The sequence below is a fragment of the Allobosea sp. P4_E12 genome (assembly GCF_056401655.1).
On the sequence record NZ_JBFUIY010000002.1, the window covers coordinates 297302 to 311050 of the forward strand.

The 13749-nt window shown below is 66.9% G+C and carries 12 protein-coding genes; 8 read left to right on the forward strand and 4 right to left on the reverse strand.

The window, feature by feature from the left end:
- Positions 1-198: 198 nt before the first annotated feature.
- From AC1DW9_RS03420 to AC1DW9_RS03430, 3 genes are read right to left on the reverse strand one after another with little or no spacing between them, the layout of a single operon-like run.
- A complete protein-coding gene (locus AC1DW9_RS03420) occupies positions 199-3516 on the reverse strand; it encodes an error-prone DNA polymerase (RefSeq protein ID WP_476855028.1) in 3318 nt (1105 codons plus the stop codon).
- Positions 3513-4985 (reverse strand): Y-family DNA polymerase, encoded by a 1473-nt coding sequence (locus AC1DW9_RS03425; RefSeq protein WP_476855032.1) that lies wholly within the window; start codon positions 4983-4985, stop codon positions 3513-3515. The genes AC1DW9_RS03420 and AC1DW9_RS03425 overlap by 4 nt, the downstream gene beginning before the upstream one ends.
- Positions 4986-5001: 16 nt before the next feature.
- Positions 5002-5829, reverse strand: coding sequence for an ImuA family protein (locus AC1DW9_RS03430; RefSeq protein WP_441487999.1), 828 nt, complete (start codon positions 5827-5829; stop codon positions 5002-5004).
- A gap of 225 nt (positions 5830-6054) precedes the next feature.
- On the opposite strand from AC1DW9_RS03430, the gene phnC reads away from it, so the two are divergent.
- From phnC to phnE (AC1DW9_RS03450), 4 genes are all read left to right on the forward strand, one after another.
- Positions 6055-6873, forward strand: coding sequence for a phosphonate ABC transporter ATP-binding protein (gene phnC, locus AC1DW9_RS03435; RefSeq protein ID WP_441487998.1), 819 nt, complete (start codon positions 6055-6057; stop codon positions 6871-6873).
- A 71-nt stretch (positions 6874-6944) separates the two neighbouring features.
- Entirely contained in the window at positions 6945-7862 is a 918-nt protein-coding gene (gene phnD / locus AC1DW9_RS03440; protein ID WP_441487997.1) for a phosphonate ABC transporter substrate-binding protein, read from the forward strand.
- Between the two features lie 92 nt (positions 7863-7954).
- Complete coding sequence (phnE, locus tag AC1DW9_RS03445; protein WP_441487996.1) at positions 7955-8836, forward strand: phosphonate ABC transporter, permease protein PhnE; 882 nt, start codon at positions 7955-7957, stop codon at positions 8834-8836.
- A complete protein-coding gene (gene phnE, locus AC1DW9_RS03450; protein ID WP_476855029.1) occupies positions 8833-9687 on the forward strand; it encodes a phosphonate ABC transporter, permease protein PhnE in 855 nt (284 codons plus the stop codon). The genes phnE (AC1DW9_RS03445) and phnE (AC1DW9_RS03450) overlap by 4 nt, the downstream gene beginning before the upstream one ends.
- Positions 9688-9759: 72 nt before the next feature.
- Here phnE (AC1DW9_RS03450) and phnF read toward each other — a convergent pair whose 3' ends face one another.
- Positions 9760-10509, reverse strand: a complete 750-nt coding sequence (phnF, locus tag AC1DW9_RS03455; protein WP_441487994.1) for a phosphonate metabolism transcriptional regulator PhnF — start codon at positions 10507-10509, stop codon at positions 9760-9762.
- A gap of 88 nt (positions 10510-10597) precedes the next feature.
- On the opposite strand from phnF, the gene phnG reads away from it, so the two are divergent.
- Genes phnG through AC1DW9_RS03475 form a run of 4 tightly spaced genes read left to right on the forward strand, consistent with a single transcriptional unit; the run spans position 10598 to position 13726 of the window.
- A complete protein-coding gene (gene phnG, locus AC1DW9_RS03460; protein ID WP_441487993.1) occupies positions 10598-11038 on the forward strand; it encodes a phosphonate C-P lyase system protein PhnG in 441 nt (146 codons plus the stop codon).
- Positions 11038-11640 (forward strand): phosphonate C-P lyase system protein PhnH, encoded by a 603-nt coding sequence (gene phnH, locus AC1DW9_RS03465; protein ID WP_441487992.1) that lies wholly within the window; start codon positions 11038-11040, stop codon positions 11638-11640. The genes phnG and phnH overlap by 1 nt, the downstream gene beginning before the upstream one ends.
- Positions 11640-12782, forward strand: a complete 1143-nt coding sequence (locus AC1DW9_RS03470; RefSeq protein ID WP_441487991.1) for a carbon-phosphorus lyase complex subunit — start codon at positions 11640-11642, stop codon at positions 12780-12782. The genes phnH and AC1DW9_RS03470 overlap by 1 nt, the downstream gene beginning before the upstream one ends.
- Entirely contained in the window at positions 12779-13726 is a 948-nt protein-coding gene (locus AC1DW9_RS03475) for an alpha-D-ribose 1-methylphosphonate 5-phosphate C-P-lyase PhnJ (RefSeq protein ID WP_476775573.1), read from the forward strand. Before AC1DW9_RS03470 ends, AC1DW9_RS03475 begins: the two co-directional genes overlap by 4 nt.
- Positions 13727-13749: the final 23 nt, after the last annotated feature.

Below are 13749 nucleotides of genomic sequence, written 5' to 3' on the forward strand. Positions count from 1 at the left end.
CTCCGGTATCGTCGCAAGCCCTATGGGACTGGACGATGCAGTTCAAATTACAAATCCGTAAGTGTGGTTTCATGACGGCCGCGACGGTTTAGTGAACCAACCGGCTTTTTCGCATGCAAGACCGGAACCAAGACACGAAACAAGTCCGGAATGGGCTGCTGGCGGCAGATTTCGGGGGTCTGTGGCCGAATTAAGCCTTTAGTGGAAGTCGCGAGAGCGCGGCAGCACCCTGACATTGCGCGGGTGAGTGTGCTGGCGTGGTGGCAGGCGGCTGTCGGATTGCAGGTGCTGCACCTCGTCGGCCCGCGCCAGGGTGCGGTGCAGCAGCCCGTCGGCCAGCCGCGCCAGTTCCTCCGAGCGATCCTCGATCCTGTCGACGACGAGATGGACGATGCCTTCCGGACTGCGTTGCAGCCGGCCGGCGAGCAGGACAAGTCGCGCACCCATCGCCTGCCGGCGGTAACGCTCGAAGGTCTTTGGCCAGAGCACCGCATTGGCGATGCCGGTCTCGTCCTCCAGCGTCATGAACATCACCCCCTTGGCACTGCCCGGCCGCTGGCGCACCGTGATGATGCCCGCCAGCCGGCAGCGCGTGCCATCAGATGCTGCCAGAACCTGCTCGCAGCTCAGGGCCCGCTCACGTGCGAAAAGCGGACGCAGGAACTGCATCGGATGTCCCTTCAGCGACAGGCGCAGATGCTGGTAATCCGCGATGACCTGTTCGGAGTCCCGCATACGCGGCAGCAGGGTCTCGGGCTCCTGGGCGAGTTCGGCGCTCTCGCTCGCCGCAAAAAGCGGCAGTGGCCTGTCATCCGGGAGCCTGCGCACCTCCCAGAGCGCCTCGCGCCGGCTGAGCCCGAGTGAACCGAAGGCATCGGCATCGGCCAGCGCAACGAGGGCACGCATGGGCAACCTGGCGCCCCGCGCCAGGGCCTCGACGCTGTCATAACCCTGCTCGCGCGCCGTCACGAGCGCCTCGCCAAAAGCCTTCGAGATCCCGTCGATCTGGCGCAGACCGAGCCGCATCGCGAGTGCGCCGTCCTCGCGTCGCTCCAGCGTGTTGTCATGATCGCTCAGGTTGATGTCGGCTGGCCGGATCTCGACCTTGTTGTCCTGCGCAGCGCGAATGATCTGCGCTGGCGCATAGAAACCCATGGGCTGCGAGTTCAGTAGCGCTGCGGTGAAAGCGGCGGGATGGTGATGCTTGAGCCAGGCCGAGGCATAGACCAGCAGGGCGAAGGAGGCCGCGTGGCTCTCCGGAAAACCGTATTCGCCAAAGCCCTTGATCTGATTGAAACACGCGGACGCGAAGGCGCGGTCATAGCCGCGCGCGACCATGCGCTCGACCATCATCGCCTCGAAATTCTGGATCGTGCCGACATGGCGGAAGGTCGCCATGGCACGCCGCAGACCATTGGCCTCATCCTCGGTGAACTTCGCCGCCTCGATGGCGATGCGCATGGCCTGCTCCTGGAACAGCGGCACGCCGAGCGTCTTTTTCAGAACCTGTTCCAGCTCATCGGGGGGCCCATGTTCCGGCGCGGGCCGGGGGTAGACGACCTCATCCGGATTTTTCCGCCGCCGCAGATAGGGGTGGACCATATTGCCCTGGATCGGGCCCGGCCGGACGATCGCGACCTCGATGACGAGATCGTAGAATTCCTTCGGCCTCAGTCGCGGCAGCATGTTCATCTGCGCCCGGCTCTCSACCTGGAASACSCCGAYCGMRTCGGCCYKGCAGAGCATGTCGTAGACCTCGCCATCTTTGGGTGGGATCGTCGCCAGCTCCCAGCGTTTGCCCCCGTGCAGGGCGATCAGGTCGAGCGCCTTGCGGATGCAGGTCAGCATGCCGAGCGCGAGCACATCGACCTTCATCATCCTGAGCGCGTCGATATCGTCCTTGTCCCACTCGATGAAGCTGCGGTCCTTCATGCCGCCCCAGCCGATCGGCACGCATTCATCGAGCCGCCCGCGCGTCAGCACGAAGCCGCCGACATGCTGCGAGAGATGGCGGGGAAAGCCGATCAGTTCGGTCGCCAGCGCGGCCGCGCGCGCGATCATCGGATTGGCGGGGTCGAGCCCCGCCTGCCGGACATGGTTTTCCGGCAGGCCGTCGCCCCAGCTGCCCCAGACCGTGTTGGCGAGCGCGGCCGTGACATCCTCGCTCAGGCCGAGCGCCTTGCCGACCTCGCGAATGGCGCTACGCGGCCGATAGCAGATCACCGTCGCGCAGATGCCGGCGCGCAGCCGGCCATAGCGCTCATAGATATACTGCATCACCTCCTCGCGCCGCTCATGCTCGAAATCGACATCGATATCGGGCGGCTCCTTGCGCTGTTCGGAGAGAAAGCGGGCCAGGAGCGAATTGCCCTCCATCGGGTCGACCGCGGTGACCCAGAGGCAGTAGCAGACCGCCGAATTCGCGGCCGAGCCCCGGCCCTGGCACAGGATCGGCGGCTCCTGTGCACGGGCGAAGCGCACGATATCGTGGACCGTCAGGAAGTAGCGCGCGTAATCGAGCTTCGCGATCAGTGCGAATTCCTTGTGCAGCAGGTCGCGTACCTTGCTCGGGACGCCCTCGGGATAGCGCCTGTGCGCCCCTTCCCAGGCGAGACGCTCCAGATGCTCCTGCGGAGTGCTCCCGGGAGGCACCGGCTCGTCCGGATACTCATATTGCAACTGGTCGAGCGAGAACCGGCAGCGTTCGAGGAAGCGCACCGTCTCCGCCACCATCTCCGGCGCATGCCGGAACAGGTGGGCCATCTCGCGCGGCGATTTGAGATGGCGCTCGGCATGGGCCTCCAGCATGCGCCCGGCCCGCTCGATCGAGACATGCTCGCGGATGCAGCTGACGACATCCTGCAAGGGCCGCCGCTCGGGCACATGATAGAGCACGTCGTTGACGGCAAGGCAGGGCACACCCGCCCTGGCCGCGAGCAGCGCCAGTGCATCGGCCCGGCGCCGGTCGTCGCCGCGATGCGGCATGTCGATACCCAGCCAGAGCCGACCCCGCGCAAATTCGGAAACGCTCGCGAGAGCCGTAGCGATCTCGCTCTCCGGCCGCCGTTCCGGCATCAGGATCAGCAGCATGCCCTCCGCGAATTCGCGCAGGTCGGAGAGCGTGAGGATGCATTCGCCCTTCTTCTCGACCTTCATCTTGCCGTGGGTCAGCAGGCGGCAGAGCCTGCCATAGGCGTCGCGATCCTGGGGATAGGCGAGCAGGTCGGGCGTGCCATCGGACAGGACGAGGCGGACCCCGACCGCGAATGTCAGCTTCGTTGTGGCGATACCCGCCTCGCGCATCGCCGCATGGGCCCGCACCACGCCGGCCAGAGAATTGCGGTCGGCGAGCCCGATTCCGGCAAGGTCGAGCTCGGCCGCCCGGCCAACCAGTTCCTCCGGACTCGAGGCTCCGCGCAGGAAGGAGAAGTTGGAGGTGACCGCGAGTTCGGCATAGCGCACGGCTGGTCCTCCCGGGGCAGCCTCGAGCAGGCGATTGCCATTGAGCCCGCTCACGCGAAAAGCCCGTGCATGAACCAGGGGGGATGCGCGGCCTCGCGGCCATAGAGTCCGTCGCGATAAAGCCAGAAGCGCCTCCCGCCCGGCTCTTCGACGCGAAAATAGTCGCGGGTCGGCGCGATCCTGCCCGTCGTCGCCCACCATTCGGCGGCGATCCGCTCCGGCCCCTCCGCCTTGGCGACCTCATGCAGCACGCGCCGCCAGCGGAAACGCGTCGGCGGTCCGTCCGGAATTTCGGCCAGGACCTCGATCGGCTCAGGCCGCGACAGCAGCCGGAGGGGCCGTTCCGGGACAGCGCTCGGCGCCGGCCAGTCCGGGGAAAGGCCGAGCCTTGCCAGCTCGCCATGACGCAGGGCGGGCACCGCCAGCGCCGCGCGCTCGGGATCATGGCTGTCCTGCGCCAGGAAACGCCGCACGCGATCCGGGCCGATCCGGGCCGCGATCGCATCGGCGACCTCCGTCAATGCCCGCTCGGCAGCGGCTTCGTCGGGCTCCTCCTTCCCCGCGGCGGCGAGCGTTCCCTGATCGACGGCGAAAGGCTCGGTCGCACCGGCCGAGAGCCGGATCAGGTCGAAGCCGAAGCCGGGATCGAGCGGGTCCGCCAAGGCATCCAGCTTCAGGGCGAAGAGCCGGTCGAGCGCAGCCGGATCGCGCAACGGCATCCCGGTCTCGATGCCGAGACGGCGCACGGCCCCGTCACTGCGGAAAAAGCTCGCCTCGAACAGTCTTGCGCCTTCGCCGCGCGCTTCTAGCATGCCGGCGAGACTTTCCTCCAGGCCGGCCAGGGCGGCCCGGATACCGGCCTCATGCGCCAGCGGCTCGGCAAAACGCCGCTCCGCCATACAGTTCGGCAGCGGTCGTCGCGGGGACAGCGCCTGCGGCAGGCGGCCGAGCGCCTGGTCGAGCCTGTCGAGCAGGTCGCGGCCGAAACGGGCGGCCAGCGGCGCGCGCGGCCGCGTCTCCAGATCGGCGATATGGGTGAGGCCCATGCGCGCGAGCCCGTGCTGCCGTGCCGCCTCCAGTCCAAGCGCCGCGGTCGGCAAGGGCCACAGGGCCTCGCTCTCCCCGTCCGGCGGCACGATGCCGCCGCGCCCATAGCGCGCGACACCCCAGGCGGCGCGCGCCGTCCCGGCAATGGCGGCGCGCAGCGTAAAGCCCTGTCGTTTCAGCCGAAGCAGGCAGTCGCGGCCAAGCGCGGCCTCGCCGCCAAAGAGATGGGTGCAGCCCGAGATATCGAGCAGCAATCCATCCTCACCATCGAGCGCGACCAGCGGTGTATAGCGGTCGCACCAGTCGGCAACGGCGCAGAGCAGGGCCGCATCGGCCGCCCTGTCCTCCTCGACCACGACCAGCCGCGGGATCATCGCCCGCGCATCGGCCAGCGCCATGGTCGCATGAAGGCCGAGACGTTCGGCTTCGGCATCGAGGCTCGTCAGCCGGAAGGCGCCCTTCGCCTTGCCCACCACAACAAGAGGACCAGGATCATCCGCTGGCCCGCCGGGCTGCGGGCCAGGCCTCTGCGATATTGCCCGAACGGATGCGCCCTGGCTGCGCCTGATCCGGTCGATGGGCAGGCGCGGGAACCAGAGCGACAGGAAGCGGCTCGCGGAAGCTATACGCATGACTGTCCCACTCCATCACCCACTGCCCTGTCGCCCCATGCCGGTTGCGCAGCACCGTGACCGCAAAATTCGGCCGGCCCGGCCCATGCGCTCTCATCCGTCCCTCCGAAGGCGCCGCCGAAACCGACCAGCGGATCGTCGCCGCGCTTGGAGCAGGACTGCTTCCCAGCCGCAGGAGAAAAGCCGTCGCGCCGGCATCCCGCGCCGCCAGGACGAGACGCCGGCTGGCCGTGAGATCGAGGCAGGCCGGCGCACCTTCGAGCTCGATCACCACCGCGCCGATACCCGAGCGCGGGTCATTGCCGCGCGGAAAGGCGTCGCCCGCCGCCTTCAGCACGGCAAGCGGATCGCGCCCCCGCACCGCAAGCACCCGGTCGGGATCGAGCCCGAACGCCGCAAGCCCCGGCGCATAGAGTTCGCCCCCTTCCGCGCCGGCGGAATCCTGCCGCAGCCAGACGACCGGCCGCCGCTCCAGCCGCGCGATCAGCCCGGCGACGAAGCCCGTCGCCGCTGGAGCCTGATGCGCCGCAGCCACGATCTCGTGCAGGGCATGGCGGCGCAGCGGCCCCAGCGCCGCATCGGCCGCCGCGTGGCCAAGGCTGAAGCTCGCCTCCTCGCCCAGCGAGACGGAGACGCTTTCCAAACCGGCAATGCTTCGCCGCAGCGCGGCGACGGCATGATCGCTCACGTCTTGGCACTCCAAATGTTCCTATTTTGTTCTTTATGACTCCGCCGCCTCAGACGAGTCAACAGCCTCCGTGACGCCCCGCCCCACAGCCCCCGATCCTGCTGTCACGGCCCTGTCATCTGTCGCCGATACCGGTTTGCGCACTGCAAGAGAGCATGAGCTCCGGACTGCGCCTCGCCCATGTCCGGATGTCGCCATGCTCGCTCCTCGATGGGAAGACCGTTCATGCTGCGTATCGAAGGCCTGACCAAGCGCTTCAGCGGCAAAGCCGCCGTGGACAATGTCTCGCTGTCGATCCCGAAGGGCGAAATGGTCGGCGTCATCGGCCGCTCCGGCGCAGGCAAGTCGACCCTGCTGCGCATGATCAACCGCTTGGCGGAGCCGAGTTCCGGCCGCCTGATCAGCGACGAGCGCGATGTCACCGCATTGAAGGGCGCCGAACTGCGCGCCTGGCGTCGCGACACCGCGATGATCTTCCAGCAGTTCAATCTCGTCGGCCGCCTCGACGTGCTGACCAATGTCCTGCTTGGCCGGCTCAATCACCGCTCGGCCTTCCTGACGTTGGTGAAGAGCTTCTCGCCGGACGACAAGATCCGCGCCATCGCCGCACTCGAGCGTCTCGACATGGGCCATCTGCTCGCCCAACGCGCCGAGACCCTTTCGGGCGGCCAGCAGCAGCGCGTCGCGATCGCCCGTGCCTTGGTCCAGGAGCCGAAGGTCATCCTTGCCGACGAGCCGATCGCTTCGCTCGATCCGCGCAACACCCAGGTCGTGATGGATGCGCTCTTCCGCATTAATCGCGAGGACGGCATCACCGTGATCTGCAATCTGCATGATCTCGATATCGCGGCGAAATATTGCGACCGACTGATCGGCATGGCCGCCGGCAAGGTCGTGTTCGACGACGTGCCGCAGGCGCTGACCCGCGAGATCGCGGCCGAACTCTACGGCATCGAGGCCAAGGATGCCGGCGCCGAGGCGCTCGACGCGCTCGATGCCATCGCCATCGCCGAAGCCAAGCGCGCCAAGCAGACCGCAGCCTGAGCCGGGTTCAAGCCCGGCCAGGACCACTCACGCCTGAAAAGACCACCAACAGCCTTCAACAGGAGCAAACCATGCTGACCCGTCGTCATACCCTCACGCTCGCCGCCGCCGGCCTGGCCGCGACGCTCGCCGCTCCCGCCTTCGCGCAGGACTGGAAAGCCAAGTATCCGGAGCTGATCTTCGCCATCATCCCGTCCGAGAACGCGTCTGGCGTCGTCGAGCGCTACACCCCCTTCGTCAACTACCTCGCGAAGGAACTCGGCACCAAGGTGACGCTGCGCATCGCCAACGACTATGCCGCGATCATCGAAGGCCAGCGCGCCGGCAACATCCATATCGGCATGTACGGCCCCGCCTCCTTCGCCCGCGCCCGCATGACCGGCGCCAAGGTCGATGCCTTCGCGATCGAGACCAATCTCGACGGCACCAAGGGCTACCACTCCGTCTTCTACGTGAAGAAGGACTCGCCCTATCAGAAGGTCGAGGACCTGAAGGGCAAGAATCTCGGCCTCGTCGATCCCAATTCCACCTCTGGCAACAATGTGCCGCGCTTCGTGCTCGACGGCATGAAGATCGAGCCCGAGACCTTCTTCGGCAAGGTCGTCTATACCGGCAGCCACGAGAACGCGGTCATCGCGCTCGGCCAGGGCACCGTCGACATCGCCGCCAACTGGTGGAACGACGAGCAGGAATCCAACCTGCAGCGCATGGCCCGCAAGAACATGGTCAAGGCCGACGATTTCCGGATCATCTACAAGTCCGAGCAGATCGTGAACTCGCCGATGGCCTATCTTTCCGACCTGCCGGAGCCGCTCAAGGCCTCGATCCGCGACGCCGTCCTCAACCTCGCCACCAAGGACAAGGTCGCCTTCGACAAGATCTATGAAGGCAAGCAGGGCCCGCTCGTCGCGGTCGACAACAAGGCCTACGACCCGATCATCGAACTGAACAAGTTCGTCGACGCGCTCCGCAAGAAGAAGTCTTCGTAAGCGCTTACCCGCCGACCGTCATGGCCGGGCATGTCCCGGCCGTGACGGAGTGGCGTCCCGCCGCGACTGGCGAACCCCGCGACGGAACCAACATGACCCTGACGATCGATCGCAACGACCCCGCCATTCGCGGCCATGCCGATCTCTATCGGCGCGAGATGGGCGCAAAGCGCCGCCAGGCCCTGCTCGGCGCCGCCATCTTCATCGCCTGCGTCACCCTCTCCGCGATCGGCTCGGAGGTCGATCTCGCGAAATTCGCCGCAAACGCCTGGCGTTTCCCGAAATACATCCTCGAGACCCTGCCGACCCTGCACCTCGCCACGCTCGGTGCCGATCTCAAGGAATGGTACTGGGGCCTGAACGGCTGGCTGAAACTGCTCTGGCAAACCCTGTTGATTGCCTATGTCGGCACCGTGCTGGGCGCCGTCGGCGGCTTCCTGCTCTGCTTTTCCGCCGCCGCCAATCTCGGCCGTGCCGGCTGGCTGCGCTGGGCCACCCGCCGATTCCTCGAATTCTGCCGCACCGTGCCGGAGATCGTCTTCGCGCTGATCTTCGTCATCGCCTTCGGCCTCGGCCCGCTGCCGGGCGTGCTCGCCATCGCGATCCACACCATGGGTGCGATGGGCAAGCTCTTCTCCGAGGTGGTCGAGAACATCGACATGAAGCCGGTCGACGGCCTCACCGCGACAGGCGCGGGCTGGTGGCAGACGATCCGCTTTGCCGTCGTCCCGCAGGTGCTTTCCAATTTCGCCAGCTACGCGCTGCTGCGCTTCGAGATCAATGTCCGCGGCGCCTCGATCATGGGCTTCGTCGGGGCCGGCGGCATCGGCCAGGATCTGATCGAAGCCATCCGCAAGTTCTACTTCACCGATGTCAGCGCCATCCTGCTGCTGATCATCGTCACCGTCATGCTGATCGACTACGGCACCGAGCGCCTGCGCCACGCCCTGCTCAACCTGGAGCACCGCTCATGAGCCTCGTCCTCACCGCCACCGAGCGCGCCGATCTCGTCCGTCGCCACCAAGGCGCCATCGACGGCTCGCTGAAGACACGCCTGACCACCATCGCGGTCGTTGCCGCCCTGCTCGGCCTCTTCCTCTATGGCCTGACCACACTGGAAGTCTCGTTCTGGAAGATCATCACCGGCATCGGCAATCTCGGCACATTCGTCGTGCTGATGCTGCCGCCGGATCCCGGCTCTGCGGCCCGCGCCGTGATCTTCGTGAAAGCGCTGTTCGAGACCATCGCCATCGCCTTTCTCGGCACCATCCTCGCCGCGATCCTCGCCTTCCCGCTCGGCTTCCTCGCAGCCAAGAACGTCGTCGCCAACCGCGTCATCCATTTCCTGGCGCGCCGCTCGCTCGACACCGTGCGCGGCGTCGATGCCCTGATCTGGGCCCTGATCTGGGTCAATGTCGTAGGCCTCGGCCCCTTCGCCGGCATGCTCGCAATCATGACCAGCGATCTCGGCGCCTTCGGCAAGCTCTATTCGGAAGCGATCGAATCCGCCGACCGCAAGCCCGTCGAGGGCGTGACCTCCTCCGGCGGCGGCAAGCTCCACGAGATCCGCTTCGGCCTGATCCCGCAGGTGTTGCCGGTCATCGCCAGCCAGGTGCTCTACTATATCGAGTCGAACACCCGCTCCTCGACCATCATCGGCATTGTCGGCGCCGGCGGCATCGGCCTCTATCTCGCCGAGACCATCCGCACCCTGGAATGGCAACAGGTCTCGTTCCTGATCCTGCTCGTGCTTGCCGCCGTGACCGCGATCGACTTCCTGTCCAGCAAGCTGCGCTTCGCTATCATCGGCAAAAGGGYCATCTGACGGACAGGCTCGTCATATGGCCCGGGCCTGCCCCGACCATTCGCACCTCGCCGGGAGCACGAGCGGCTGCCCTCACTCCGTGAACGGCTCGACCACCATTTCCATCCGCTCGCCGGCAAAGATGCCGTCGACCAGATGGATCGGGGTCAGGTCAGGCAGCGCGTCGACAGCCGCGGAGAGCATGACCGCGGCGCCGGGCTCGATCCTGAGCAGCAACGCCTCGCGCTCGCTGGCGAGCCGCGCCGAAAGCCGTGTCGAGAGTCGCACATAATCCGGGATGCCGCAGGCGGCGAAGGCTGCCGAGATCGACGAGCCGGCTCGGCTCAGCATCTTGTCGAAATCCGGGAAGCGCTCGGCCGAAAGGAGATGCACGCCGGTGCTCACCGGCACGCCACCGGCAAGGCTCAGCGTCTCGATCCGCCAGAGCGGCGCCCCGTCCTCCAATCGCAGCGCCGCGCAGGTTTCCGCCGCGCCCTTGACGATCTCGGCGCCCAGGATCGAGCCTGCCACGGTGATGCCGGCCGCACCAAAATTGGTCCGCATGCTGACGCGCCGGCCGATGCGATAGGGGAAGCGCGGCGCCGTGACCTGCGTCCCGCGACCGCGAGAGACGCTGACCAGCCCACGATCGGCGAGATGCCGAAAGGCCTGGCGAACCGTATGCCGGTGCACGCCATAGCGCTCAGCCAGCGCGAGCGAAGAGGGCAATGTGGCGCCCGTCTCATATTCGCCGCGCCCGATCGCCGCTTCGATCTCGTCCGCGATACGCCGCCATGCCGTGGCGGCTTCGCCGGCCTGGCTGGCTGCATGGGCATCCGTCATCAAAGCTTCATCCAAAATGTATAGACCTTTCCCCGTGACGACCTTATCGTAGTCTAGACATTAGGCCCTGACCAGAGAGCGACCTGAGATGAGCGGGACCACTCCACGACAGCAATGGCTGGCAATCCTCGCCCGAGCCTCACGCGCCGAGATCGAGAGTCTCGCCGGCGGGCTCGGCGCCCTGCCCGACCATGACGTGCTGAAGGCGCCCGAAACCGGGACCGTCATGGTCGAGGGCCGCGCCGGCGGCGCGGGACGCCGCTTCAACCTCGGCGAAGCCACCGTGACGCGCTGCGTCGTGCGCCTCGGCGACGGCACCATGGGCTTTTCCTACGCTCTCGGTCGCGATGGCCGCAAGGCGCGGCTCGCAGCCGTGATCGACGGGCTGTTGCAGGGCGAAGGCGAGGCTGGGCCGCTCCGCAGCGGCGTCGCCGAACTCGCAGATCGCCAGCAGGCGGCGCGCACCCTCGCCTCCCGCAAGGCTGCAGCCACCAAGGTCGATTTCTTCACTCTGGTCCGGGGCGCGTGATGCAGAACGACACACTCATTGGCGCCGGCCTTTCCGACCCGGTCTTCCAGTCCCAGGCCGCCTTCCGCGCCCTGCTCGCCGCCTTGTCGGAGCCAGGTCTCGTCCAGGACGTCGCAACCGGCTTTGCTGCGCCGGCAGGACTGGAACCGGCAACCGCCATCGCCCTGCTGACCCTTGCCGATTACGAGACGCCGATCTGGCTGCCGGCCGATCTGCGGGCCGGCCCCGCCGGCGCCTGGCTGCGCTTCCATTGCGGCGCGACATTGGTCGAAAGCCCTGATGAAGCCGCCTTCGCCGTGCTGAACGGCACCGATATCGCTCCGGCGCTGTCCGCCTTCAGCCCCGGCACCGACCAGTTTCCGGATCGCTCGACCAGCGTGATCGTACAATGCGCCAGCCTCGCAGGTGGCGACGCCGTGACGCTGGCCGGCCCGGGCATTGCTGACAGCCACGAGATTGCACCGAAGGGACTGCGCCCCGGCTTCTGGACCGAGGTCACGGCCAATGCCGCGCGCTACCCCCTCGGCATCGACCTTATCCTCAGCCATGGCGAGGCGATCATCGGCCTGCCGCGCTCGACGCAGATCCTGGAGGCCCGCTGATGTATGTCGCCGTCAAGGGGGGCGAGGCCGCCATCCTCGCCACACATGATCTCATCGCGGAAGCCCGCCGCGGCAACGAGGCCGTGCCCGAATTGGCCGTCGCGCAGATCCGCGAGCAGATGGGGCTCGCCTGCGCCCGCGTCATGAACGAAGGCTCGCTCTACGATCCCGATCTCGCGGCGCTGGCGCTGAAGCAGGCGCAGGGCGACGCGATCGAGGCCGCCTTCCTGATGCGGGCCTATCGCACGACCTTGCCGCGCTTCGGCTCGTCGGAGCCGGTCGACACGGCGCAGATGGCGATCCGCCGCCGCGTATCCGCCACCTACAAGGATCTGCCGGGTGGCCAGGTGCTTGGCCCGACCTATGACTACACCCACCGCCTGTTCGATTTCGCGCTGATGGATGGCGCCTCGCCTGTCGCAGTACCAGCGGCGGCGGCCGACCCGCTCGACGCCACCATGCCGCGCGTGCCCGACATTCTCGGTGCCGAAGGCCTGATGGAAGCCGAAGAGCCGCCCGAGGGCGATCCGCGTCCCTTCGACCTCACCCGCGAGCCGGTCTCCTTCCCCGCCGACCGTGATGTCCGGCTCCAGGCCATGGCGCGCGGCGATGAGGGCTTCATGCTCGGCCTCGGCTATTCCGTGCAGCGCGGATACGGCAATTCGCATCCCTTCGTCGGCGAGGTCCGGGTCGGCGAGGTCAGCGTCGAATTCGTGCCCGAGGAACTCGGCTTCGCCGTCGATCTCGGCGAGATCACGCTGACCGAATGCCAGATGGTCAACCAGTTCAACGGCACCAAGGACGTGCCGCCGCAGTTCACGCGCGGCTATGGCCTCGCCTTCGGCCATGCCGAGCGCAAGGCGATGTCGATGTCGCTGGTCGACCGTGCACTCAAGGCACGCGAGTTCGGCGAGGCGGCAGAGTATCCCGCGCAGCAGGACGAATTCGTGCTCTACCACTCCGACAATGTCGAAGCGGCCGGCTTCGTCGAGCATCTCAAGCTGCCGCATTATGTCGACTTCCAGGGTGAGCTCGAACTGATCCGCCGCATCCGCCGCGAGCGCGAGCAGCGCCTGGCGGACGAGACCCAAGAGACCCAGGTCCGAGAGACGCAAGACACCCTGCCGGAGGCCGCGGAATGACCCTGCATCAGATCGTCTCCGGCGAAGATACGAAGCCGGCTTATAATTATGCCTATCTCGACGAGCAGACCAAGCGGATGATCCGCCGCGCCCTGCTCAAGGCGGTCGCGGTGCCGGGCTATCAGGTGCCGTTCGGCTCACGCGAAATGCCGTTGGCGCGCGGCTGGGGCACGGGCGGCATCCAGATCACCGCCGCGATCATTGGCCCGGACGATGTGCTGAAGGTCATCGACCAGGGCGCGGACGACACCACCAACGCCGTCTCGATCCGCCGCTTCTTCGAGCGCACGGCCGATGCGAACACGACCGAGGCGACGGACGAGGCCACCATCATCCAGACCCGCCACCGCATCCCGGAAGCGCCGCTCAAGGCCGGGCAGATCATGGTCTACCAGGTGCCGCAGCCCGAACCCCTGCGGAAGCTCGAGCCGCGCGAGGCCGAGACCCGGAAGATGCACGCCTGGGCCGAATACGGGCTGATGCAGGTCAAGCTCTACGAGAATATCGCCCGCTTCGGCGAAGTGACGACGACCTATGACTATCCGGTCGACGTCAATGGCCGCTACGTGATGGCGCCCTCGCCGATCCCGAAATTCGACAATCCCAAGATGCATATGTCGCCCTCGCTCCAGCTCTTCGGAGCCGGCCGCGAGAAGCGCATCTATGCGGTGCCGCCCTATACCAGCGTGCGCAGCCTCGACTTCGAGGACCATCCCTTCCGCATCCAGAGCTGGAACGAGCCCTGCGGGCTCTGCGGCGCGACCGATTCCTATCTCGACGAAGTCATCACGGACGACCGCGGCGGGCGCATGTTCGTCTGCTCCGACAGCCACCATTGCGAGACGCGGCGCGCTGGCGGCCATCGCGGCGCGATGCTGGCCGACGCATCGGCGCTCCATCTCGTCGACGACAAGCAGGCCAAGGACGAGGTGTCGAAGTCATGACCCAGCATGTCTCCCCGCAGGAT

What these genes read in the sequence shown, in the direction of transcription:
- phnH (WP_441487992.1), top strand. Translation starts at nt 11,038, where the DNA reads ATGCAGAACGACACACTCATTGGCGCCGGCCTTTCCGACCCGGTCTTC.
- phnE (WP_441487996.1), top strand. Translation starts at nt 7,955, where the DNA reads ATGACCCTGACGATCGATCGCAACGACCCCGCCATTCGCGGCCATGCC.
- phnC (WP_441487998.1), top strand. Translation starts at nt 6,055, where the DNA reads ATGCTGCGTATCGAAGGCCTGACCAAGCGCTTCAGCGGCAAAGCCGCC.
- phnG (WP_441487993.1), top strand. Translation starts at nt 10,598, where the DNA reads ATGAGCGGGACCACTCCACGACAGCAATGGCTGGCAATCCTCGCCCGA.
- AC1DW9_RS03475 (WP_476775573.1), top strand. Translation starts at nt 12,779, where the DNA reads ATGACCCTGCATCAGATCGTCTCCGGCGAAGATACGAAGCCGGCTTAT.
- AC1DW9_RS03470 (WP_441487991.1), top strand. Translation starts at nt 11,640, where the DNA reads ATGTATGTCGCCGTCAAGGGGGGCGAGGCCGCCATCCTCGCCACACAT.
- phnF (WP_441487994.1), bottom strand. Translation starts at nt 10,509, where the DNA reads ATGACGGATGCCCATGCAGCCAGCCAGGCCGGCGAAGCCGCCACGGCA.
- phnD (WP_441487997.1), top strand. Translation starts at nt 6,945, where the DNA reads ATGCTGACCCGTCGTCATACCCTCACGCTCGCCGCCGCCGGCCTGGCC.